Origin of the sequence: Eremococcus coleocola DSM 15696, assembly GCF_000428865.1 — a bacterium.
In the GTDB taxonomy this organism is placed as follows: Bacteria; Bacillota; Bacilli; order Lactobacillales; family Aerococcaceae; genus Eremococcus; species Eremococcus coleocola.
Window position 1 is genome coordinate 76,104 of record NZ_AUAT01000007.1, and the last position, 22,609, is coordinate 98,712.

A 22,609-nucleotide genomic window follows, 5' to 3' on the forward strand; every position below is an offset into this window, starting at 1 on the left:
ACAAAACTTAGTTGCTATATCAGTGTAACTAAGTTTTGTCTCACTCTGTCTTGCTTAGAGATTTTCTTTACTTATTAGGCGACTTAAAAACTATATTGAAACCGCATTCTAGATAGGGTATGATAATTTTATTGAGAAAAGCACCTTAAGATGTTGCGCCTTGCAATAAAAGGCAGTCAGATACAGATGGCACCAACTTAAGGAGAACAATATTATGATGAGACCGATTGTAATTGCTTAGAGAGCATTTGTTTGAATCATTGAGTGAGTAAGTTCATAAGTTCATTCTTAGATTCATTCAAAAAATATATTTAGTTGCAGGAATATTTATAGGGAAATAGCGTCACAATGTGACTGCACCCTCTTTATCAGCTGTGCAGGAGCGGATAGATGAAGCGGAAATCTGAGATTTTCTACTTCTAGTCCGTTCCCTTTTTATGCAAGATAATGTAGCCAGCCAATGGTTTATGTTATAATCTCTATAACTATAATGACGCTCGAGTGGGGTGAAGCAATGGTAAATATGAAAGAAAATGCGGGTAAGTACGCCGTGAGCCATGTACGTGATGGCATGGTGGTTGGTTTAGGGACGGGATCTACCGCTTATTATTTTATAAAAGAATTAGGACAGCAAATTGCTAATGGGGACTTACAGGCAATTCGTGCAGTTGCCACTTCCAAAGAATCCTTTCAGCTCGGTTTAGACTTTGGAATTGATATGGTCCGTATTGATGATGTTGAAAAAGTTGATCTCCTAGTGGATGGGGCTGATGAAGCAACCCTAGATTTTAATGGAATAAAGGGTGGTGGTGGCGCCCTCCTTTATGAGAAAATCTTGTCTCTCTATAGTGACAGGGTAATTTGGATTGTGTCTCAAGATAAGATAAAAGATAAACTGGGGGCCTTTCCAATTGCAGTTGAAGTGATTAAATTTGGTGCCTGGAAACTATTTAAGACCTTCCATCAGGCCGGTATGAATCCTAGTTTTCGTAAAGCCGGTAAGGATAAACTTTATTGTACCGATGCTGACAACTATATTATTGACCTTCACCTCGGTCCAACCGATGATATTCAACGACTGGCTTTTGAATTAAAAAATATGGTTGGGGTAGTAGACCACGGCCTTTTTCTTAATATTGCAGATATGATTATTGTGGGAACCAGTGATGGTAATATTGATGAACACCATAAAAAATTAGACGGGAGCGTTTAACCATGCGAATGATTGACTTAATCGAGAAAAAACAAATGGGCCAAGCCTTGACTCAGGATGAAATCCAATATATCGTGACTAATTTTACCAATGAAACGATTCCTAATTATCAAATGGCTGCTTTTATGATGGCGGTTTATTTCCAAGGAATGTCTAAAGAAGAAGCGGGATGGCTCACCATGGCTATGGCTGAATCAGGTGACCAAATGGACTTGTCTGCGATTGAAGGGGTTAAGGTAGATAAACATTCCACTGGCGGAGTGGGAGATACTACCACTATTATTTTGGCCCCTCTAGTAGCTGCCTGTGGTGTCCCAGTTGCTAAAATGTCTGGTCGTGGCTTGGGTCATACTGGTGGGACCATTGATAAGCTAGAAGCGATTCCTGGTTTCCACACTGAAGTTCCGGTAGAGGATTTTATTAAACTAGTTAATAAGAATAAGTTAGCGGTCGTGGGTCAAACAGGTAACCTAACGCCTGCGGATAAGAAAATGTATGCCTTGAGGGATGTCACTTCAACGGTCCAATCGATTCCCTTAATTGCCTCTTCCATTATGAGTAAGAAAATTGCGGCTGGGGCGGATGCTATTGTCTTAGATGTTAAGGTCGGCGATGGAGCCTTTATGAAAAATGTGGACCAAGCCCGTGAATTAGCCCAGACCATGGTATCGATTGGCCAAGTTGTAGGCCGTCAAGTCTTGGCAGTGATTTCTGATATGAGTCAACCCTTAGGCCGGGCAGTCGGAAATGCCCTTGAAATTCAAGAAGCGATCGATACCTTAAAAGGTCATGGTCCCCAAGATTTAACCGACCTATGTTTAGTTTTGGGAAGCCAAATGTTAATTGCAGCGGGCGCTGCTGATAATTTAGAAGTGGGTAAGGCAATGTTACAAGCTAAGATTGACGATGGGTCTGCCTTAGCTAAATTTAAGGATTTTGTCCAAGCTCAAGGGGGGAATCCGGCCGTGGCTGATGACCCTAGCTTGTTACCTCAAGCTAAGTATAAAATAGAAGTACCCGCTCCACAGGCAGGATATGTCACTGATTGGGTGGCTCATGATATAGGGGTAGCAGCCAATTTATTGGGTGCCGGCCGAAATACTTTAGACGATGTGATTGATCCTGCTGTGGGACTGATGGTTCAAGCTAAGATTGGGGATTATGTAGATCAAGGACAAAGTCTTGCCACTATTTATGCTGACCGTGAACAGGTAGACGATGTGATTGAAAAAATTCTGGCCGCAGTAACACTAGGCGAAACAGTTAAGCAACCGACATTAATTATCGATACGATAGGTCATGTTTAAACTAAGATAGGATAAAGGAGGGATATTTATGTTTAAGGATAATTTAAAACGAATTCGCTTAGAACATGACATGTCCCAAGAGGATTTGGCTCAGGTGATGGCGGTTACGCGTCAATCCATCTCTAAATATGAAAAAGGGACAGCTGAACCAAGTTTTGAGAAATTAGCTATTTTAGTTGATTATTTTAACCTATCTTATGATGATATTTTAGGTCAGGAAAAGAAGCAGCCAGCCAAAAAGGCTAACTTGTCAGGACAGGCTAAATTAATCAAAACAACCAAACCCCAACCACAATTTATCATGATTCAAAGTAAGATAGACTCAGATGTTAATGAAGCTTTTTACGATTTTGAAATCATTGAGAAATATGCCTATGCTGATTATAAGCCTGACGCTCTTTTGGTCGGCTTACAACCGCATTCTTTTTTCAAAGCGGTGAAAAAAGACTTAGCCTGGTACCGGAGTGTTGACCAAGCTCAAGCAGAAGTGGCGGCGATTAAACAGGCTATGGCTGCAGGACAGCTGCATTATCAATTACAATATGATGTTCGTGTGAAACGACGCGGTTTCTTCAGTGTTCAATATGAAGAATAATAAAAAAGAAAACATTCTTATAGGATGTTTTCTTTTTTTTGTGGTCATTAAACCTATAAGAATAAAGGAGGGTAGTTGGTTGTTTGAATATTTTCAGAATAGCTAAGTTATATTAATTAAAGATTAAAAAAGTTAAAATTGAATTACTATCACAAAATGATATAAAAAATATTTTTTCAAAACTAAATTTATTAAAAAAGTGAATAAAATTAACTTATATTAAGCTATCCTTAAAAGGATAGCTTAATTATACTATAAGTAAATTTAATAGTATTATCATAAATAATATCTTGATACTTTTTTTATAATTGTATATGATTATTGGTGTAAGCGCTGACAAAATCATGATTGATTTAAGGGCCATTAGATCAATTAAATAATCTAGAGAAGGAAGGTTAAACTATATGCCTGAATTTGTTACCAAGCGTCGATTTGATAATCCACTATTAAATGGTTTCATGTTATTTTTATTTATGATTATTTATGCCAGTATTGCTTGGATTATTTTTTCTCAATTCTTTAATTTAATTATTACACTGATTGCAGGGTCTGCCTTAGACGCCTTACCCCATGAAATTTCCCATAAATATCGTGAAGTTTTTGTAGAAGGGGCCTTCTTCTGGTTGGCGATTACGCCGTGGATTTGGATGGCCTTAAACCTGGGAAATCCGAATAAATATGACAAGGGTTACAAGCAACCCATGGTTGGGATTATTTACGTCGGCAAGGCATTTCTTTGGGGATTGATTGGTTTCTTATTCTCATGCCTTTTATTAGGAATTTTCTGGAAACCTTTTAATTTAGCTTATATCTTTAATCCACAAACGGAAGAACAAGCGATGATTGCGATTAAGGGCCTAACGGCATCCAACTTCTTTGCTTTAGCTTCAATCTTAGGTCAAATTTCATCCGTATCTTTATTCGGTAAGTGGCCAGCCCAATTATTTACCAATGAACCTAAGGCGATTAACTTTATTAACTGGTCCCTATCGCTAGCATTAGCAATTTTAATTTGGGCAGCCATTATGATTCCTGGTTTCTTGGATCCTTTAGCTTTTAATGGCACTGAGATTACCGCTAACCCATGGGGTTCTTGGGTAGGAACGAATGCTTGGTTCCAAGCCTTTATCTTCTTATTCTTGATGCCAGCAGAAGGTTTTGCGGGTTATCCACAACGTTTGGTAACACGTAAACAACCTTGGTCTGGTTTAGTAGGTTTAGCGATTGCTATTGGCGGTGCCTTCCTCTTAAGAGGAGCAGCAAATGTCTTATTAGGCGGTATTGCAGAAGTGTCAGGCCTTGCGCTTGATGTTGTGGTGGCAGCCTTTTTCTTATCCTGGATTAACGTGATGTTGACTTGGCACCAATACTTCGAAGACTATCCAAGCCTTGAACAAGCAGGTGGCAATGAAGGAAAACGGATCTTGACTCAGTTAGCCATTGTCCTAGTCTTAGGTACAATCTGGGGTCTTGCTTGGCCATTTGTTTATAAATATTTACCAATTGCTGGTAATGATTTAGGCTTGGGTCATCCAGTTTTAGGTCCGGTTGCGGGTCAATTTGTCTACATGGTTCCAATGTTATATTCAGCTACTGGTTTTGATAGATGGCCAATTAATCAAAATGTGCCAAAGGTTTAAAAACATATAGATTAAACCAAAGAATGGGAGCTAGACAAAGTGTCTGGTTCCTTTTTTAAAGGACGATTTTTAGCTTTAGTAACCTATATTTTTATAATCAAAAACCGTTTAGAACATTTTTTGTTCTAAACGGTTTTTACTTAAAGCTTTACTTTAGATGGTTTGTTTATTAGATTATGAATTAGTGTAAGTATTCGAAGATACCAGCAGCACCCATACCATGGCCGATACACATTGATACCATACCATATTTAGAGTCAGGGCGGCGTTCCATTTCAGACAAGAGGCGGGCAGTTAGGATTGTACCAGTTGCTCCTAAGGGGTGACCAAGGGCGATGGCGCCACCATTTACGTTGGTGATATCAGTATTAATACCTAATTGACGGATGGAAGCAACGGCTTGGGCCGCGAAGGCTTCATTTAATTCAATTAAGTCAATATCTTCTAATTTCATATCTGTTAATTCTAAAACTTCAGGAATAGCATAAGCAGGCCCAATCCCCATGATGGATGGGTCTACACCAACTGCTTTGAAACCGATGAACTTAGCAATTGGTTTTACGCCAAGTTTTTCGACCATACGGCCAGACATTACCACTACGAAACCAGCTCCATCAGAAATTTGAGATGCGTTTCCGGCAGTTACCCCACCATCTTTTTTAAAGATGGTTCTTAACTTGCTGAGGCTTTCTACATAAGAACCTGGACGGATACCTTCATCTTGGTCGAAAATAAATTCTTCCACTTCAAATGAGCCATCTTCTTTATAAACAGGACGTTGGGCGTGAACCGGTACAATTTCGCGTTCGAATTTGCCGGCTTCTTGTGCTTCATGGGCGCGGCGATGGCTTTCAGCTGCAAAAGCATTTTGGTCTTCAGCGGAAATGTTGTATTGAGCCGCAACGTTTTCGGCAGTCACACCCATTGGGTCGCCTAGGCTTGGACCATTGTCTTGAAGGTAGGGGTTATTAGTCATTTCGCTACCACCTAAAGGTGTAGTAGACATTAATTCAACCCCTCCAGCAGCGATAATGTCGCCTTGGCCGGCCATAATTTGGTTGGCAGCTAAGGCAATCGTTTGTAGACCAGAAGAACACCAACGGTTTACAGTTTGACCGGCAACTTTTAAGTCTAAGCCAGCTCTTAAAGCAATCGTCCGGGCGATATTGTGACCTTGAATTCCTTCAGGGAAGGCACAACCCACGATAAGGTCTTCAACCATTTCTGGTTTGAAGTCACCGCCTACGCGGTCTAAGACACCTTCTAAAACTTCAGCAGCAACATCATCAGGACGTGAATAATATAAAGAACCTTTTTTACTTCCTTTTCCTACAGCAGAACGGCCGTAAGCAACAATATATGCATCTTGCATGTAATAATCTCCTCTCAGTTGACCAGGTATTCTTAGTTTCTTAATGGTTTTTTAGTCTTAAGCATGTGTTGGATACGCTCAGATGTCTTTACATTCTTAGTTAAGGCGATGAAACCTTCTCTTTCCAAGCTTTGTAAGTAACGTTGGTTAACCACAGTGTTCAATGGAACGTCCCCACCAGCTAATACCTTACCAGCTGCGGTTGCAATCGTTGCGTCATAGTCAGAGGCAAAGTTGCCAGAGGTTAAGGTTTGGATATCTGCCTTAGCGATGGCAAAGAAGTTAGAGCCTTCTACCGCATATTCTGCCACTGGTTTTGGTACATAGTTATAGCTAGCTTCTAGGTCAGCCTTCTTTAAAGCGGCTTCTAGAATCAGCTCATCGTTAGCAATAATCATATCGGTATCGCGGAGAATGCCCATGGCTTTAGCGTCGTATGCATTTTTAGAAACTTTAGCATTAATTACATTATTAAAGGCTTTTTGTAAGTCTTTAATTTCTTGACTCCGTTCATTATTCTTAAGATACACACGTTCAGCTAGTTCAGCTAAGCCACCGCCAGCTGGAATAACACCCACGCCCATTTCAACTAAACCAAGATAAGATTCAGCCGCAGCCACAACGAATGGGGAATAAAGAACTAACTCACAACCGCCACCTAGGGCCATCCCCCGCATAGCGGTCACCACTGGTTTATTGGCATGTTTCATGGCTAGCACGCCTTCATGTAATTGGTCAATCATGTCGCCAATTTCAGAATCTTGTTTGCCTTGGTTAATCATATCATGGATTTGATCTAAGTTAGCACCAAGGGAGAAGTTTTTACCTTCAGAATAGATCACCATACCTCGGTAGGCTTCGTTTTCTAAGGTAGCTACCGCTTCTTTAATATCGCCACATAATTCTTGGGTAATGGTGTTGTTTGGCGTTCTTAAGACAAAAATTAAGAGTCTATTGTCGGATTCATATAAATCAGACACCTTGTCATGGTTCCAAACGGTTCCCTTCACGTAGTCATTTAGGCCGGCAACATTAGAAATATCTTCTTGGTCTTGATAAAAACCTTGATTCCGGTCTTCAATCCATTGTGGTAGAGATCCGAATTTAGCTTTCAAACGGTCTTTCACTTCATTGAAACCAATCGCATCCCAGATTTGGAATGGTCCTAATTTCCAGTTGAAGCCCCAAACCATAGCACGGTCGACATTTTTATAATCATCGGTTGCTTTTGTCACATTAATGGCTGAATAGTAAAGGACATTACCTAAAGAGTCCCACATATATTGGGCTGCTGGATCATCTGATTGGAAGATAGCTTTTAAGTTTTTATTTAAGTCACGACCTAATTCATTCAAGAATGGAATGTCAACTTTAGAGGCTGCTTGGTAGTCGCCGCTTTCAAAGTCATAAACTAGGTTGTTTTTGCCTTCACGTTTGTAGTAACCGTGTTGGACCTTGTTGCCTAAGGCGCCCGCTGCCACTAATTTACTTAGGGATTCAGGTACCACATAGAAGTCTTTTTCAGCAGGGTCTTCTAGGAGTCCTTCAGCTACGTGCATGGCAATATCTAAACCTACGAGGTCATTTAAGCGGTAAGTTGCAGTCTTAGGCCGGCCAAGGAAAAGTCCGGTCATAGCATCGACTTCAGTGATAGAATAGCTTAGGTCTTCGCCCCGTTTCATGGCGTCGACTAAGGCATAAACCCCAATTCGGTTAGCGACAAAGCCAGACACATCTTTAGCATGGACTGCTCCTTTACCTAATTTACGGCTGGTGAAGTCTTCTAGTTGTTCAACGGTTGCTTGGCTGGTCTTGCTGTGAGGGATAATTTCAATCAATTTCATATGACGAGGTGGGTTGAAGAAGTGGTAGCCAACAAAACGACTAGCTTGTTCTTCTGTTAAAACGGAAGCAATTTTTTCAATAGGGATACCAGAAGTATTGGTGGCTAAGATAGCTGAATCTTTAGCAATGCTGGCAACATTCTTCCAGAGGTCATGTTTAATCTCTAGGACCTCTGACACGGCTTCAATATATAAGTCAGAATCATCGTCTTCTTTAAGATCTTGGTCAAAATTACCAAAAGATAAGTTTTTGGCAAAGCTTGCATCGAAAAGAAGTCCTTTACGTTTATCAGTAATCCGGTCAAAAGCTCCCTTAGATAATTTATTTGGATCCTCTTGGTCGATAACAAGATCGAGTAGCTTAACTTGGAGTCCGGCATTGACAAGCAGAGCAGCGATTTGGCTACCCATATTGCCAGCACCAAGGACAGTTACTTTATTAATAGACATGTTTTAATTCCTCCAATATTTTATTAATTTGATTAACGTAAATAGCCAGCTTCTTCAGCTTGTTTGGTTAGTTCTTCACGGAAGTCTGGGTGAGCCACTGCAATTAAACGTTTGGCCCGTTCACTAATTGGTTGGTTATGGATATCAGCAATTCCATATTCAGTTACCACATTCATAATATCTTGTCGAGGGCAGGTGACTGGTGTAGCAGGTGGAAGGGCAAAGATTATATTAGACGTCCGTTTACCTTCCTTGTTTACATTAGATGAAGAAACACAAACGAAAGATTTACCGCCCTTAGAGTGACTCGCACCACGGACGAAATCAGAGGCCCCTCCAACAGAAGAGACTTGGCGGTGACCAATTCCTTCAGAGGCGACTTGACCGGTTAGGTCAACCATGAGGCAAGCATTAATTGAAACAAATTTATCAATAGCAGAGATGTTACTTGGCTTATTGACTTCAGCTAAAGGTAGGAAAACCACATTGTCATCTTCCTCAGTAAATTCATAGAGTGCTTGGGTTCCTAAGGCAAAAGCCCCTGTGATAGTTTCAGTGATAACCCCTTGTTTACGTAGTTCTATCATGGATTCAGTAATCATTTCTGTATGAACGGCTAGTCCTGTTACCTTACCAATCATTCCTAAAGAGACGGCATTGGATAGACCACCAAAGCCGACTTGGAGGGTGGCACCATCTGGAATATGTGGGATAATTTGGTCTGCAATTTTATTTTCTAGTTCGGTTGGAACAGATGAAGGAATACCGACCATGGCTTCATCGAATTCACAAATATAATCGACTTCATCGATATGGGCTAAGTGGATGGACTCTTTACATGGTGTTTCATGTTTGTTGATTTTGGTTACTTTTTTGTTGACCTGTAAGATTACTGTCATATCTTTGTCAAGCGCTTGGCGTGAATAAGGACTTCCCATGGGTCCAAGGTTGAAATAGCCATCTTCATCCATTGGGGTGCCTTGTAAAACGAAAACATTCGGTTTGACTTGTTCAATCATCCGGTAAGATAAGTCGGAGAAGTTACAAGAATCGACATGGAAAAGTTTATTTGGATAAAGTTTCCGTTCAACTGGTCCCATAAAATGAGAAGTATATTTGATATGACTGGCAGCTTCTGGATCTACTAGGAAATTAAAGGGTTCCAAAATAAATAATGAATGCAATTCGACATGATCTAATTCCTCTGCGCGCGCTCCGATTTGGCGGATTAATTCCATTGGCATCCCCGAAATAGGGTTGGATAGGATTTTATCTCCCGATTTAATTACTTGAGCTGCTTCTTTAACCGAAACTAGTTTGCTATTATATTGTTCAGAAAACATTTTTACTTCCTCCTTAATAATATTTATGACAAAAGTAACCAAACAGCAAAATAACTAATACTATTAAACTTTTGAATACAAGTATTAATTGTATTAACGATCTATAGTATAAGAAGTTTAGAAAGCGATTACAAATACCTATTGTTTATGATACTATAACCTCAAGTTATATTACTTGTGATAATTATAATGATGGGGGTTTAAGAAAGGTTAATTTATAAGTAACTTTTTATTGTTATTAATTATAGTATTGTGAAATATATTTTAAAAAATCCCATCAAGATGCTGTTAAATGGCCTTGTTAATTAGAAAATTATACTGCTTAAGAAAAATCAATAACTAAATCTTATATAAAATTCAGATGAATTTATAGTTTAGGAATGCTTACATAATCAGTTTGGTTTGTCTTTTATGTCTTTAGGTTATAGTAATATAAAAGATATTTATTGGAAAAACAAAAAAATGCCTCTTATAATTCAAGGTGTGAAAACGCTTTAATTAATAAGGAGGAAAGAATATGTCAAAAGCCGAAAAATTAGCTCAATTGTTCCCAGAGGATTTATATAAATTTTCAGATTGCCTTACTGAAAAGGAAGTCGATGTTTTAATGGAGGTAGAAGCAGCCCTTGAAAAACATTTGCGTCCAGTTATTACCGAGCATAGTGAAAAGGCAGAATTTCCTATGGATGCCTTCTATGCTTTCGTGAATGAAGTTGCTATTATGAGCGACCCTCGTTTATATGAAGACCGGGAAGATAAATATACCCCATCTCAATATTACTATGCTTATCTATGGTATCTCATGTCTCGTTTTGATACTTCAATTGCGACTTTCTTCGGTGTTCATGGTGGTTTAGGTTACTATACCTTCCTATTAGGTGGATCACCTGAACAGGTAGAACGTTGGGTTCCAAAATTACAAAACTTTGAACTCCAAACGTGTTTTGGTTTAACTGAACCTGAACATGGATCTGATATTGCGGGAGGTCTAGCAACAACGGCAACTCGCCAAGGTGATAAGTGGATTATTAATGGCGAAAAACGTTGGATTGGTGGCGCAGGCTCAGCTGATGTCTTACCAATTTTTGCTCGCGATACGGAAGATAATAAAATTAAATGTTTTATCTTAGAAAAAGGCCAAAAGGGTCTAACAATCGATAAAATTGAAAATAAAATTGCCTTACGGATGGTACAAAACGGTCACATTACCATGAAAGATGTGGAAGTAGCCGATGATCATCGGTTGGTTAATATTAATGGCTTTAAAGATGTTGCCCGTGTATTATATGTGACTCGGTCAGGTGTCGCTAATTTAGCTGCTGGTAATTCTGCCGGTGCCTTCCGTGCGGCCTTAAAATATACCAAAGAACGTAAACAATTTACTAAATCTCTCGTTGAATTCCAATTAGTCCAAGAAAAATTAGCCCGTATGCAAGCCAATGTCATTTCAGAATTAGCTTTAATCACTCAAATTGCTAAGTTACAAACTAGTGGGGAATTCGATGAAGTACGCTCATCCATTGCCAAAATGTTCAACTCCCTACGTTCCCGTGAAACCGTTGCTTTAGCGCGGGAAGTCTGTGGTGGAAATGGGATTACTTATGACTACGATGTAGCTCGTTTCTTCCAAGATGCGGAAGCAATCTATACCTATGAAGGAACCCATGAGGTAAACTCCTTAGTCATCGGTCGTGCGATTACTGGTAAGGGTGCCTTTGTCTAATTTATAATAAGAGAGGGAGGAGGGCTTAGATTACCGAGCCCTTTTCCACATTTTCTGCTTAATAGCAAAATTTCCTAAATTTTTACACATTGAGTCAAGTTAAGCTTTAAAAATTAGGCTGACTCGTTTAAGTCAGCCCACTAATTAAAGAAAAGGGGTTATAAAAATGTACGAAACAATTTTATTTAAAATCGAGGAAGGGATCGCCACTATTTCAATCAACCGTCCAGAGGTCGGCAATGCTTTTGGCGATAAGACCTATGATGAAATTCGTTTAGCTTTGGAAGAGTGTTCAGGTAATGATGAAGTTAAGACTGTAGTTATTCGTGGGGAAGGACGTTTCTTCTCAGCAGGTGGTGATGTGAAATCCTTTAAAGAAATGTTGGATGCTGGCACTCCAGTCACAGAAGACTTGGTAAAGATGGCCGGTGCTATGGGTCGGGCACCGAAACTTTGCCAAAAACCAGTGGTAGCCATGATTAATGGCGCTGCTGCGGGCGCTGGGGCTGCTCTCGCCATGGCGGCTGATTTCCGGGTAATGAGTGAGTCATCTTCAATTGTGACCGCCTTTATTAATATGGCCTTTCCAGGCGATACTGGTTTAATCTATTATCTACAACAAGCCTTAGGTACACCACGTCTCATGGAATATCTAGCTTTTTCCAAACCGATTAAGGGGGCAGAAGCCAAGGAATTAGGTCTAACCACTCTATTAGTGGCGGATGAAGACTTAGAAAGTGCAACTTATGATTTTGCTAAGAAATTGACTCGATTACCATTGAAGGCCTTTGCCCGTCAAAAAGCTATTGTGAATGAGTTCTTCTATAAAGATTTAGAAGCCTTTAACAATCGTGAAGCCCAATTTATGCATGCTTCAGCTATTGAACCAGACCATGCCGAAGCCGTCAATGCTTTCTTGGAAAAACGTCGGCCAGACTTTAATAAATAAGTTTGATTTGAATTCCAAGTTTTTGGATTAACTAAAAAACCCATCGCCTTATAGTGATCCCAAAAAGTTGGATCAGAGAGATGAGTACATATTTTATGTACTTGTCTCTCTTATTTTTTTGTTTTGGCGAGAGCGTTTTAATCTTTCAATTCCAAACGCTTGGTAGGCATTAACTCAAACTTCAATTTGAGAAGAAGACTTAAATTTATATTTTTTACTTAACAATCCATACCCAATCGTATCCGAAAGATATTCTGCGACGACTTTCATTTTTAAATCTAAGCTATATTTAGCGAACAAAGCCCCCCTAAAGTTGGATTTTTTGGGCCAACTTTAGGGGGGCAGTACACCTACCAATTTTGGTAAGCGACGGAATTTTTTTATGTTTGCAATTAGTTTTTTTCGGGATAATTAATATATACTGCCAAGCGGTCTGCTAAATCATCCGGAGTAGCGTGTTCTAGTACTTCGGCTAATTCATGGACTTCTACTTGATTATAGTTTAATTCTTTTGCTAAGAAGTATTCCCAAATTTCATGTTTGCGGATTAAGTCCTGAGCCATTTGGCGCCCACTGTCAGTTAATTCCATCCCTTGATAGGGTGTGTAAGCCACGAGATTTTCTGCGGCTAATTTGGCAATCATTTCTGACACAGAAGGAGCAGAAATTTTAAGCCCTTGGGCAATCATTTTATTGGAGACTAGTTGATCATTTTGACTGTGCTCGTAGATGTATTTAATATAGTCTTCCCGGCTTTGTGACATGGTGAATCCTCCCTTTGTATGCGTATTAATATTTTACCATGGATGGGAAGTAAGAACAATTTTTAGGTTTACATAAAAATTTTTAGGTAAACCTATTGATTTTTAAAAATCATTCCCTTATACTGAGTTCAGAAAATAAGTTAGGTAAACCTAAAAGGAGGAACACAATGTTTCGTAAAATCTCAAAAATATTATTTGTATTAAGTTTAGTCGTATCTGTTTTGGTGACACCTTCCGCTTTGGCGGCTGACAAGCCAAAAGTTACAGTCACTACCTCATTCTTAGCCGATATGGTTAAGAATTTAGCGGGTGATGCGGTTGAGGTTGAAATGATTATGCCGGCCGGTTCTGACCCTCACCTTTATGAAGCCAAGGCTCAAGATATTGAAAAAATTGCCCAAGCTGATTTAGTTTTATATCACGGCTTGCACTTTGAAGGAAAAATGGTCGATATCTTAGAAGAAAAAGGTCAAGCAGTGACCCGCGATTTTGATCCAGCTTCAATCAATGAAATGGATGAAGATGGTCAAAAAGCGATCGACCCACATTTCTGGTTTGATATTGACTTGTATAAACAAGCCACTCAAGCTGCTTCAGAATCTTTACAAGCAAGCTTTCCTGATATCAAAGACCAAGTAGCTAAAAATACTGAAAGCTACTTAGGCCAATTGGATGAATTAAAAACTTGGGTGGCTGACCAATTAAAAGACCTGCCAGAAGACCAACGCTATCTTGTGACCCCACATGATGCCTTTAATTATTTTGCTAAGGCCAACGGTTTTACCGTAATTGCTCCGCAAGGAGTGTCTACTGATTCAGAAGTCTCTAACCAACAAATTGGTGAAACAGTTGACTTTATAATTGAACATAAGATTCCAGCTATCTTTGCAGAATCGACCACCAATCCGGAACGGATGGAAAAATTACAAGAGGCTGTGAAAGCTAAAGGTGGTTCAGTGGCCGTGGTAACTGGAGACGATGAATCCTTATTTTCTGACTCCCTTGCTCCTGAAGGTAAAAAAGGTGATACTTATATCACCATGTATCAACACAATATTAATTTAATTGTTAAATATTTAAAAGCTTAATAAAATTCACTCCTATCTTATTTGATGCCGCAAAGTAGAGCGCTGTGACAAAAAATTGTTTCAGCTGCTTTACTTTTTCGGCATATATAAAGGTTTCTAGCTAAGTAGGGCCTGGTGGCTAGCTAAAAGTCTAGTCCCTCTCAGTTACGATAATATAGATAATTTATCGCAGTGGTTGATTGGATGGGAACTGCGTCACTTTGTGACTGGTTCCATCCTGATCAGCTTTGCGGGAGTGGGCAGACGAAGCGAAAATAAGAAATTTTCTATTTTCTTGTTTCTTGCCCGCTCCCTAGATATATTTTTGCAACACAAGGAAAGGAAATGTCTTATGGACAAATTATTAGAAGTGCACGATTTAAGTGTGACTTATCAAAACGTCACAGCCTTAGACCATGTGCAATTGGACTTGCCGCAAGGCCGCCGGATTGCTGTGATTGGACCTAATGGGGCTGGTAAATCGACTTTAATGCAGGCCTCCTTAGGTTTAATCAAGTCTCAGGGACAAGTGAAATTACTCGGTCAGCCCGTTGACCAAGTGCGTCAAAAAATTGCTTATGTACCGCAAAGAGCCAATGTCAATTGGTATTTCCCTGTGACCGTCGAAGAGGTGGTTCTGATGGGGATTTCTTCTAAACGATGGGGATTTCGTCGGATTTCAAAAGAAGCACGGGCCCAAGCCTATGCGGCTCTAGAAACCATGCAATTAATGGATTTAAAGAACCGACAAATTAATCAGTTATCTGGTGGTCAAAAGCAAAGGGTCTTTTTAGCTCGGGCCATTGCACAAGATGCCCAAGCTTATTTCTTAGATGAACCCCTAGCTGGGGTGGATCAAAATAGTGAAAAAATCATTATGGATCAAATTAAAGCCTTTCAGGCCCAAGGAAAATCTTCCGTAACGGTCCACCATCAATTAGAAACCTTAAAAGAGTATTTTGATTATGTTGTGCTAGTGAATAAAAAGATTGTGGGCGCTGGTCCGCTGGAACAAGTCCTCAACCAAGATATAATTAATTTAACCTATACGGGTACTAATAATTTAGGCTTGGAGGGATAAACATGCTGAATTTTTGGAATCAACATTATTTATTTCTAGTAGTAGGCTTGGGGGTTAGTCTCTTAAGTATGGCGGCTGCTATGATTGGCTCTTCCCTAGTTTTTCAAAAACAAAGCCAATTAGGCGATGCCATTGGCCATGCTGCCTATCCTGGGATTATTGCGGCCTTTATGGTGACCCAGTCCCGTAATCCTTTTACTTTGTTACTGGGAGCCGTGGCTTCAGGGATATTAGCCCTTATCTTAATTCACTTCTTTTCGAAAGAACCGGCCTTTCATTTTGAATCAATTCTGGCTTTAGTTTTGTCGGCCTTGTTTGGTCTTGGTATGGTCTTGATGTCCTATATTCAAGGTAATGACAATTATCAAGGTGCTTCTCAAGCGGGACTCAAGACTTATATCATGGGGCAGGCGGCTTTTTTGAAACAAGATGATGTGATTTTGATTGCCTTAGTCTCTAGTATTACAATCCTCATCTTCTTTATGGCCTTACCTCGAATTAAATTAAGTCTCTTTGATCCAGTTTTTGCCGCTAGCATTGGAATTGATAGTCGCAAACTTTCTTTATTAAACTTATCTTTGGCGGTGGTAGTGATTTCGGTAGGTCTTAAAGCAGTCGGTGCAATTTTGATTGCTGCGCTTTTGATTACTCCGACCATTATTGGGATGCAATGGTCTCGAAATTATCAGGGGGTTCTCTGGGTTGCTGTTGGGTCCGCCGTAGTAGGCTCTTTATTTGGCACCTGGTTGTCGACCGTCGTTGATAAGCTAGCGACCGGTCCATCTGTTGTTTTGACCTTATTTTTCTTGGCCTTGCTATCTTTTATTATTGGACCCCAAGGTCTCATTGCAGCAAGGGGGTATCAACATGATTGAGTCTTTATGGATTTTGATTTTAGTTGGTGTTACTTGTTCTTTGGTGGGGAACCTATTAGTTCAAAAACAAGAAGTGATGGTTGGGGATGCCATTTCCCATACGATTTTGCTAGGGATTGCCGTGGCCTTCTTTTTGGTTCAAGACTTGGATTCTCCTTGGTTAATTATCGGAGCTACAGTCTTCGGTGTCTTAACGGTCCTAGCAATTGAAGTTGTCGTGGCAAAAACTAATGTCCAAAATGATGCAGCTATTGCCTTGATTTTGACTGCCTTTTTCTCCTTAGCAGTTATCCTCATTTCCAAGTTCTTTGCTAATGTCCATTTGGATATAGACATGGTTTTGCTGGGCCAAGTGATTTTTGCGCCCTTGAACCGCATGACCTTGTTTGGTCATACGCTGCCTAGGGCGATGGTAGAAAATGGTTTATCTTTGTTAGCAGTTCTGGTTTTTATTACGCTAGCATATCAGCCTTTAAAAATGCGGCTTTTTGATGAATCTTTCGCCCGGATGCGGGGTATCCGCTTGTTAACCTTCGATTTGATTTTGATGACCTTAGTATCCTTGACTGCTGTGGTTTCCTTCCAGAATGTTGGCGCCATATTGGTGATTGCTATGATGGTGGCACCAGCCATGACAGCCCAACTATTTGCCAAATCATTTGTCAGTTTATTAACGATAGGGGCTTTGGTGGCCAGTCTTAATGCTGTCTTAGGCTACTATTTAGCCGTGCATTTTAATGTTTCTATGTCAGGTATGGTGGCGGTCGCTTCCTTTATAGTCTTTTGCTTGGCTTTTCTTTTAACTAGAAGTCGGGTAGCAGCTTAATAATTTTTGTCCTTTCCTTTGAGTCTAGGTTTCGACCTAGGCTCTTTTTGTTTCTTTTGTGTGGTGGGGAGGGGGAAATAGTTGCGAAGAATCGGTTCTTGGCAACTTTATTAAGTCGAGACTTGCCAAGATTCAGTTTTTCGCAACTTTTTTAAGTTAGGACTTGTCAAGAATTGTTTTTTCGAAACTTTACCTAGCTTAAACTTGCCAAGAAAAAATCTTCGCAACTCTACCGGCCTAATCTTTACTAATTAGTATTAATTTTTGCTCAAGTGGTGCGAACACAAAACTTTTCGCCCCATTCACAACCAAATAAACTCAACAAACTCATCAATTTTAGAAACTGTTTAGAATTACTTGATAATTACTTGAAAACCATTCGTTATGATAAGAGTGTAAAGAAAAAGAAGGAGGAATTGAGATGGAAAAAGTAATAGAAATCAAAGACTTGAATAAACGCTATAAAGACAAACTGGTTTTAAAGAATTTATCTATGACCCTTTATCAAGGTGATATCTATGGTTTAATTGGGAAGAACGGAGCGGGGAAAACCACTTTACTCAAAATCATCACCCGTTTGATTTCAGACTCAGGCGGTAAAATATCCCTCTTCGGTTCGCAAAACACTGCTCAATGGTCAAAAGCCTTAAAACGGACTGGATCTGTAATTGAAACTCCGGTGGCCTATGACCAATTAACCGCTGAAGAAAATTTGCGTTATTATGCTATTCTTCGCGGTATGGTGGATCAAGAAAAGGTAATCGCTGAAACTCTGAAATATGTTAACTTGTACCACGCCCGTAACCAAAAATTTAAAACCTTCTCCCTCGGTATGAAGCAAAAATTAGGGATTGCCATTGCCATGTTGTCCAAACCTGACCTACTCATTTTGGACGAGCCAATTAACGGTTTGGATCCACTGGCCATCGTCGAATTCCGCCAGTTAATTCGGCGACTAAATCAAGAATTTGGTATTTCGATTATTATTTCGTCTCATATTTTATCTGAGCTCTATCAAGTAGCTAACCGGTTTGGTTTCCTTAATGAAGGGCAGTTAGTCCGTGAGATTTCTAAGACTGATTTTGATCATCTGAGCGAAGACTTTATTATTCTCGAAAGTAATCAAATTCAAGCCGCTAGCCAATTAATTAAGGATAAACTCGATTTGACCTTTAAGGTGGTCAATGATCATCAATTACATATCTTTGGCAAAACCCATCATGTTCATGAAATTATCGTCCTCCTATTAAATGCTGGTATTCAAATTGACGGCATTCATTATTCTAGACATAATTTAGAAGATTACTTCACCCAATTAGTTCAAGAGAAAGGAGCGCAAGCCTAATGTTACATTCACTTAAAGCAGATTTCTATCGTTTGTTTAAATCACCCGGCTTCTATATCACTCTAATTGTTTTGACGCTTTATCAAGCAATGACCGTTTGGTTTGAAGCCATTGGTCATATTGGGATGGAAAGCGACCAAGCGGCCCAAAACCAAGCAAGGTTCCAAGATATGACCTGGACAGCGGATGTAGCTGCTCAAGCTATGTCTAACATGAGTTCACTGATGATTTACTTTGGACTGCCGCTCTTTGTCATGATTATTGGTTATGACACGAGCCGGCAAACTTATAAAAACATCCTGACTATGGGTGTGACTCGACTCCAATATTTTATCTCTAAAATTGTTGTCTTTGTCGTTGCCTTATTCTTAGAATTAGTTTTCTACTATGGAATCGGTATGTTAATCGCAGGTTTCCGGCATGGATGGGGCCAAATTAATATGGACTTTTGGCAAGACTTTTCGCAAATATTTTCAGTTGAATTTCTGAATATCCTAGCTATATTTGCGGTCGCAACCTTGATTCTTTATTGGTTCTTTTCCAATGTCGGTGCGGTGATTTCAACCATTGTTCTGCCTTTGATTACTACCGTGGTGATAACCTTATCACAAATTGAATGGTTAGCGCCTTTTAGTTTCCAAGCAGCTACTGATCTTGCCTGGCAATTGGACTGGAGTCAAGACTTTTGGACGCAGAACTTACTCGCCACTATTGGCACGATCATAGTGGTGAATGGGTTGGCCTATTGGGTCTTCCGACAAAAATCATTGTAATGACCCACAAAAAAACAGACTTGCAATCTTGCAAGTCTGTTTTTATCTGCTAGTTATTTTTGCTTGAATCATCGGAATTGAAGCTTGGCCAAACCAAGTTAACGGAAAATAAGGTATCGTCATAGTCCAATTCTAGGTAGCCATGATTTTTATCCATGAGTTCTTGGACAATATAAAGGCCTAAGCCAGAAGATTTCTCACTACCAGACAAGTCTTCCGAATAAAAGCGGTGGGTTAATTGGGCTAAGTTGCGGATAGCTTGTTTACTTTGGTTTTGGACCTGGAGGTAAACCTGGTCCGCTAATAATCCTAAAGATATTGCCATGGTTTTTTGGCCGTGTTGTAAGACGTTTCCTAATAGGTTGTCTAGAATTCGCTCGGTTTGTTGGGCATCTGCTTGAATATAAAGTTGGTCTGCAATATCTAAGTCAACCTGAAAATCAGCCTCAACAAAAGCATCATAATAGGTCATTAGCTTGCGTTTGACTAGGTCAGATAAATTGATCGCTTGACCATCGATTTTGACTTGATTTTCTAAGAGGTCTTGGTAGAGCAGTAAGTCTTCTAAACGTTGGGAAATACTCGTTAGATTGGTGTCGATTTTCTCTAAATAAGGGTCATCAGGTTGAGACTTGCGTAATTGTTGGACGTATCCTTTCGAGATAGTTAGGGGCGTCCGAATATCATGACTGACATTGTGGAGGGTTTGGTCTAAGTAGGCTTGGTCGCGCTTGATTGCTTGTTTACTGGCTTGAATTTCATTAAAAAGTTTATTGTAATCTTTAATTAATGGATCCAAGGATTTATGGGAGGATTGATTGGTTAATTGAAGATTACTTTGGTTATTTTGTTTCTCCTCCACTAAGCTAGAAAGCCCTTTGAGGGCCCGTCGAAGGGAGAGGATATAAATGATAAGAATCACAATAATGGCTGCAGCCACGGAAATAATCCACATAAGTTTATTCCTTTCCCTTTAAGCGAATGCCCAAGCCCCACATGGTTTCAATGTAATCATGATTGGGGCTTATTTTTTTGATTTTTTTTCGAATATTAGAAAGGTGAGTGTTAAGGTTGTTATCACCTGGTAAGTAGTCTTGTCCCCAGACGGAAGCGTAGAGTTGCTCCTTAGTAAAAACTTGTTGGGGATGATTGAATAAGAGTTTAAGGATATCGTATTCTTTAAGTCTTAGTTGGACGGCTTGGCCACCGCATAGTAATTGATATGTTTCTTCGTCGAGTTCTAAGTCACAAAAGCTAAGCTGACTTTGAACAGGTGCTTGGCGGTTGCGGAGGCAAACTTGAATGCGGGCTAAGACTTCCGCTTCATCAAAAGGTTTAGAAATATAATCATCCGCGCCATTTAAGAGATATTGGGTTACAGTTTTCTTGTCACTAATGGCGGTCAACATAATAACCGGGATATTGGAAGACTGTCTGATTTTAGCTAAAACTTGGCCACCATCCTTACCAGGTAGCATAATATCCAAAAGGACGAGGTCAGGCGCTTGGTTATGAAAATAGGCTAGGCCTTCCGTTCCAGAATAGGCTTGGATGACTTGGTAATGGGACACCAAGATGGTTTTAAGTAGTTCATTGATATCGTCATTATCTTCGACTACAAGGATTGTAGGCATACGAAACCTCCTATATTTAAACATAATTTAGGGCTTATTTGCTTATATTATAGCAAATAAAGCTAGGTTAAGTTAGGATCTTGTAAGCTGAAGATTATTTATATTATGTATTAGTTATCATACTTATTTACTAGTTTCTTTAGAAAGATAAGGTGTTCCTTATGGTTCCAGTAAATCAATTAATATAAAAAATAGGTCTGGACATTTTGTCCAGACCCTAGCTTCTATAATTAAGCAGTATTATTTGTCATAGTTTAATATTCAGTTCTGTCTTCTTTGAGTAGTTCTTGGTCGCCGTCTACATCAATTACTTCACGACGTACATTTTCAGAAACTTCTTGGTTCTCTATAGAAGTTGTTTTATCGATATTTACTTCACCAGTTACAACTGTTTCTTTATCGATTTTAACTTTTTCTTGAGTTAATGGGATAACAATCGTTTCATCTTCACCAAAGGTATCCACATCAGCATCCACGGTAGTATCTGGATTAGCATTCCGAGTAATATGCAATTCTTCCCGATCAAGAGGGACATTGACAGTATTATTTTCTTCCACGACATGCTTTCAGTGACCTTTTTGTTGTCTTTTAAGTTATCTTTTATATTTTGTGTTGTAGCCTTCATTCTCTTTTGGTCTATAGGCGTTAGGAAAGGCTTGGTCTGTTGAAACATCGAGAGATACTTTTTTAAGAAGTTTGTAGACATCGTAGGGATCTTCAATGGAAATAAATTTATTTGCATCAGCCTTAAAGCTGTAAGATGAATTTCCTGATTCGCCATTATAAGTTAGGATAATTGTGCCACGTCCCTTGATGTTTTCCATAAAATTTACTTCTACTTTCAAGTTTGTAAGCTCTCTGTGCTCATAATTATTTACATCTTTTCCAAAAACTCCCTGGCTGATGTAAACTCTCTTGTCTGTAATTGCATATTCTATAGACCCACAATTTAAAAGCCTGTAAATCGGCATTAAAATTGCAAACCATACAGGAAAAAGATGAATTAATTATAAAGAAAAGTATAAAAAATCCACGCATAAGGTTAAATTCTCTTAAAAAAATAGAAATAAAAAAGAAGTCAAAAATTCCCCAAATTAATGCAATTAAATAAATTCTTGGATCGCCTACAATATAAAGGAAGGCATTGGGCTTTCCTCGCCACAATATATTTTCATTGTCGTCAATAATTTTTTCAATCATAATTTCCTCCATTGCTTTCTCTTTATAAAGATAAAGTATTCTTGCTTATTATTATACCATAAATATACTTGTGGTATAATATTCGAACGGCTGAATCTCCCCTCATATTTGTAAATTTTTCTTTACATTTATTTGAATTAAAATGGCGGATTTTATAATGAAGTTAGCCACTTCAAAAAATCCAATTAAATAAAAAAATGCCATGTGAATTTCATGTTATTATTGAAGTTACCACACTCTCAATAGATAAGGATGAAATTACATGACGCATACTAATTCTAGCACATCATCACATAAAGGCAAACATCTCACCTATGAAGAACGGTGTCAAATTTCAATTTTGGTACATGAAAACTATTCAAATCGTCACAATGCTAAAACCATTGAACGTGCCCCACAAACCATCAACAATGAAATAAAACGTGGGACAATTCGTCAAATCCGTCGTCAAAAACAAGAAGATAAAGTTTATACGTATACCTACCAGGTTTACGACCCAAAACTTGCTCAATCACGCTATGAAGACTTACGTAAAAATTCAGGTAGACGTCCTAAATGGGTTGATTCCACTGACTTTATTGATTGGGCTGATCAAAAGATGTTAGAAG

At 39.1% G+C, this 22,609-nt stretch carries 22 protein-coding genes; 13 read left to right on the forward strand and 9 right to left on the reverse strand.

Annotated features, from left to right (window positions below; genetic code table 11):
* Positions 1–514 precede the first annotated feature (514 nt).
* The 4 genes from rpiA to G396_RS09995 all read left to right on the forward strand — a co-directional run bounded on the left by rpiA (position 515) and on the right by G396_RS09995 (position 4,755).
* Positions 515–1,213 carry a ribose-5-phosphate isomerase RpiA gene (gene rpiA / locus G396_RS0102810; protein WP_006418123.1) on the forward strand — a complete coding sequence of 233 codons (699 nt, stop codon included), beginning with the start codon at positions 515–517 and terminating at the stop codon, positions 1,211–1,213.
* 2 nt (positions 1,214–1,215) lie between these two features.
* Complete coding sequence (locus G396_RS0102815) at positions 1,216–2,520, forward strand: pyrimidine-nucleoside phosphorylase (protein ID WP_028124991.1); 1,305 nt, start codon at positions 1,216–1,218, stop codon at positions 2,518–2,520.
* Between the two features lie 28 nt (positions 2,521–2,548).
* Entirely contained in the window at positions 2,549–3,115 is a 567-nt protein-coding gene (locus G396_RS10875) for a helix-turn-helix transcriptional regulator (protein WP_006418116.1), read from the forward strand.
* A 404-nt stretch (positions 3,116–3,519) separates the two neighbouring features.
* Entirely contained in the window at positions 3,520–4,755 is a 1,236-nt protein-coding gene (locus G396_RS09995; protein ID WP_051221081.1) for a hypothetical protein, read from the forward strand.
* Between the two features lie 181 nt (positions 4,756–4,936).
* Here the strand turns inward: G396_RS09995 and G396_RS0102830 are convergent, their stop codons facing one another.
* The 3 genes from G396_RS0102830 to G396_RS0102840 are packed head-to-tail and all read right to left on the reverse strand — an operon-like array spanning position 4,937 to position 9,764.
* Complete coding sequence (locus tag G396_RS0102830) at positions 4,937–6,127, reverse strand: thiolase family protein (protein ID WP_028124992.1); 1,191 nt, start codon at positions 6,125–6,127, stop codon at positions 4,937–4,939.
* 32 nt (positions 6,128–6,159) lie between these two features.
* Complete coding sequence (fadB, locus tag G396_RS0102835; RefSeq protein ID WP_028124993.1) at positions 6,160–8,421, reverse strand: 3-hydroxyacyl-CoA dehydrogenase/crotonase FadB; 2,262 nt, start codon at positions 8,419–8,421, stop codon at positions 6,160–6,162.
* Positions 8,422–8,453: 32 nt separating this feature from the next.
* The gene (locus G396_RS0102840; protein ID WP_028124994.1) at positions 8,454–9,764 is read right to left on the reverse strand and encodes an acetyl-CoA hydrolase/transferase family protein; all 1,311 of its coding nucleotides are present in this window, start codon (positions 9,762–9,764) and stop codon (positions 8,454–8,456) included.
* Positions 9,765–10,281: 517 nt separating this feature from the next.
* Here G396_RS0102840 and fadE point away from each other — a divergent pair.
* Together fadE and G396_RS0102850 are read left to right on the forward strand one after the other, a co-directional pair.
* Positions 10,282–11,487, forward strand: coding sequence for an acyl-CoA dehydrogenase FadE (gene fadE / locus G396_RS0102845; protein ID WP_006419061.1), 1,206 nt, complete (start codon positions 10,282–10,284; stop codon positions 11,485–11,487).
* 166 nt (positions 11,488–11,653) lie between these two features.
* Positions 11,654–12,436: an enoyl-CoA hydratase/isomerase family protein gene (locus tag G396_RS0102850; RefSeq protein WP_028124995.1), complete on the forward strand. Its 783-nt coding sequence runs from the start codon at positions 11,654–11,656 to the stop codon at positions 12,434–12,436.
* Between the two features lie 392 nt (positions 12,437–12,828).
* On the opposite strand, the gene G396_RS10005 is transcribed toward G396_RS0102850, so the two are convergent.
* On the reverse strand, positions 12,829–13,200 hold the full coding sequence (locus G396_RS10005; RefSeq protein WP_006419070.1) for a metal-dependent transcriptional regulator: 372 nt from the start codon (positions 13,198–13,200) through the stop codon (positions 12,829–12,831).
* Positions 13,201–13,367: 167 nt separating this feature from the next.
* Between G396_RS10005 and G396_RS0102865 the strand changes: the two genes are divergently transcribed.
* The 6 genes from G396_RS0102865 (at position 13,368) to G396_RS0102890 (ending at position 19,167) form a co-directional block, all read left to right on the forward strand.
* On the forward strand, positions 13,368–14,288 hold the full coding sequence (locus G396_RS0102865) for a metal ABC transporter solute-binding protein, Zn/Mn family (RefSeq protein WP_034907450.1): 921 nt from the start codon (positions 13,368–13,370) through the stop codon (positions 14,286–14,288).
* 331 nt (positions 14,289–14,619) lie between these two features.
* Complete coding sequence (locus G396_RS10010) at positions 14,620–15,348, forward strand: metal ABC transporter ATP-binding protein (protein WP_034907452.1); 729 nt, start codon at positions 14,620–14,622, stop codon at positions 15,346–15,348.
* Between the two features lie 2 nt (positions 15,349–15,350).
* Positions 15,351–16,223, forward strand: coding sequence for a metal ABC transporter permease (locus G396_RS0102875; protein WP_028124997.1), 873 nt, complete (start codon positions 15,351–15,353; stop codon positions 16,221–16,223).
* Entirely contained in the window at positions 16,216–17,049 is an 834-nt protein-coding gene (locus G396_RS10015; RefSeq protein WP_034907453.1) for a metal ABC transporter permease, read from the forward strand. Before G396_RS0102875 ends, G396_RS10015 begins: the two co-directional genes overlap by 8 nt.
* Positions 17,050–17,470: 421 nt before the next feature.
* Positions 17,471–18,394, forward strand: coding sequence for an ABC transporter ATP-binding protein (locus G396_RS0102885; protein ID WP_028124998.1), 924 nt, complete (start codon positions 17,471–17,473; stop codon positions 18,392–18,394).
* Positions 18,394–19,167: an ABC transporter permease gene (locus G396_RS0102890; protein WP_028124999.1), complete on the forward strand. Its 774-nt coding sequence runs from the start codon at positions 18,394–18,396 to the stop codon at positions 19,165–19,167. The genes G396_RS0102885 and G396_RS0102890 overlap by 1 nt, the downstream gene beginning before the upstream one ends.
* 49 nt (positions 19,168–19,216) lie before the next feature.
* Here the strand turns inward: G396_RS0102890 and G396_RS0102895 are convergent, their stop codons facing one another.
* The 5 genes from G396_RS0102895 to G396_RS11670 all read right to left on the reverse strand — a co-directional run bounded on the left by G396_RS0102895 (position 19,217) and on the right by G396_RS11670 (position 22,001).
* Positions 19,217–20,122, reverse strand: coding sequence for a sensor histidine kinase (locus tag G396_RS0102895; RefSeq protein ID WP_028125000.1), 906 nt, complete (start codon positions 20,120–20,122; stop codon positions 19,217–19,219).
* A gap of 4 nt (positions 20,123–20,126) precedes the next feature.
* Positions 20,127–20,801, reverse strand: coding sequence for a response regulator transcription factor (locus G396_RS0102900; protein ID WP_028125001.1), 675 nt, complete (start codon positions 20,799–20,801; stop codon positions 20,127–20,129).
* A 254-nt stretch (positions 20,802–21,055) separates the two neighbouring features.
* Complete coding sequence (locus G396_RS0102905) at positions 21,056–21,358, reverse strand: YsnF/AvaK domain-containing protein (RefSeq protein WP_028125002.1); 303 nt, start codon at positions 21,356–21,358, stop codon at positions 21,056–21,058.
* 36 nt (positions 21,359–21,394) lie between these two features.
* Positions 21,395–21,772, reverse strand: coding sequence for a PH domain-containing protein (locus G396_RS11665; RefSeq protein WP_211224444.1), 378 nt, complete (start codon positions 21,770–21,772; stop codon positions 21,395–21,397).
* Complete coding sequence (locus tag G396_RS11670) at positions 21,672–22,001, reverse strand: hypothetical protein (RefSeq protein ID WP_211224445.1); 330 nt, start codon at positions 21,999–22,001, stop codon at positions 21,672–21,674. Before G396_RS11670 ends, G396_RS11665 begins: the two co-directional genes overlap by 101 nt.
* A 262-nt stretch (positions 22,002–22,263) precedes the next feature.
* Here G396_RS11670 and G396_RS0102915 point away from each other — a divergent pair.
* On the forward strand, positions 22,264–22,609 hold a 346-nt coding region (locus G396_RS0102915; RefSeq protein ID WP_028125003.1), incomplete at its 3' end, for a helix-turn-helix domain-containing protein.

Bases quoted from the DNA above. Each gene is read 5' to 3' on its own strand.
- G396_RS10015 (WP_034907453.1), top strand. From the start codon at position 16,216: ATGATTGAGTCTTTATGGATTTTGATTTTAGTTGGTGTTACTTGTTCT.
- rpiA (WP_006418123.1), top strand. From the start codon at position 515: ATGGTAAATATGAAAGAAAATGCGGGTAAGTACGCCGTGAGCCATGTA.
- G396_RS0102890 (WP_028124999.1), top strand. From the start codon at position 18,394: ATGTTACATTCACTTAAAGCAGATTTCTATCGTTTGTTTAAATCACCC.
- G396_RS0102895 (WP_028125000.1), bottom strand. From the start codon at position 20,122: ATGTGGATTATTTCCGTGGCTGCAGCCATTATTGTGATTCTTATCATT.
- G396_RS0102885 (WP_028124998.1), top strand. From the start codon at position 17,471: ATGGAAAAAGTAATAGAAATCAAAGACTTGAATAAACGCTATAAAGAC.
- G396_RS09995 (WP_051221081.1), top strand. From the start codon at position 3,520: ATGCCTGAATTTGTTACCAAGCGTCGATTTGATAATCCACTATTAAAT.
- G396_RS0102850 (WP_028124995.1), top strand. From the start codon at position 11,654: ATGTACGAAACAATTTTATTTAAAATCGAGGAAGGGATCGCCACTATT.
- G396_RS11670 (WP_211224445.1), bottom strand. From the start codon at position 22,001: ATGATTGAAAAAATTATTGACGACAATGAAAATATATTGTGGCGAGGA.
- fadE (WP_006419061.1), top strand. From the start codon at position 10,282: ATGTCAAAAGCCGAAAAATTAGCTCAATTGTTCCCAGAGGATTTATAT.
- G396_RS10875 (WP_006418116.1), top strand. From the start codon at position 2,549: ATGTTTAAGGATAATTTAAAACGAATTCGCTTAGAACATGACATGTCC.
- G396_RS11665 (WP_211224444.1), bottom strand. From the start codon at position 21,772: ATGCCGATTTACAGGCTTTTAAATTGTGGGTCTATAGAATATGCAATT.
- G396_RS0102840 (WP_028124994.1), bottom strand. From the start codon at position 9,764: ATGTTTTCTGAACAATATAATAGCAAACTAGTTTCGGTTAAAGAAGCA.
- G396_RS0102830 (WP_028124992.1), bottom strand. From the start codon at position 6,127: ATGCAAGATGCATATATTGTTGCTTACGGCCGTTCTGCTGTAGGAAAA.
- G396_RS10005 (WP_006419070.1), bottom strand. From the start codon at position 13,200: ATGTCACAAAGCCGGGAAGACTATATTAAATACATCTACGAGCACAGT.
- G396_RS0102900 (WP_028125001.1), bottom strand. From the start codon at position 20,801: ATGCCTACAATCCTTGTAGTCGAAGATAATGACGATATCAATGAACTA.
- G396_RS10010 (WP_034907452.1), top strand. From the start codon at position 14,620: ATGGACAAATTATTAGAAGTGCACGATTTAAGTGTGACTTATCAAAAC.
- G396_RS0102815 (WP_028124991.1), top strand. From the start codon at position 1,216: ATGCGAATGATTGACTTAATCGAGAAAAAACAAATGGGCCAAGCCTTG.
- G396_RS0102865 (WP_034907450.1), top strand. From the start codon at position 13,368: ATGTTTCGTAAAATCTCAAAAATATTATTTGTATTAAGTTTAGTCGTA.
- G396_RS0102875 (WP_028124997.1), top strand. From the start codon at position 15,351: ATGCTGAATTTTTGGAATCAACATTATTTATTTCTAGTAGTAGGCTTG.
- fadB (WP_028124993.1), bottom strand. From the start codon at position 8,421: ATGTCTATTAATAAAGTAACTGTCCTTGGTGCTGGCAATATGGGTAGC.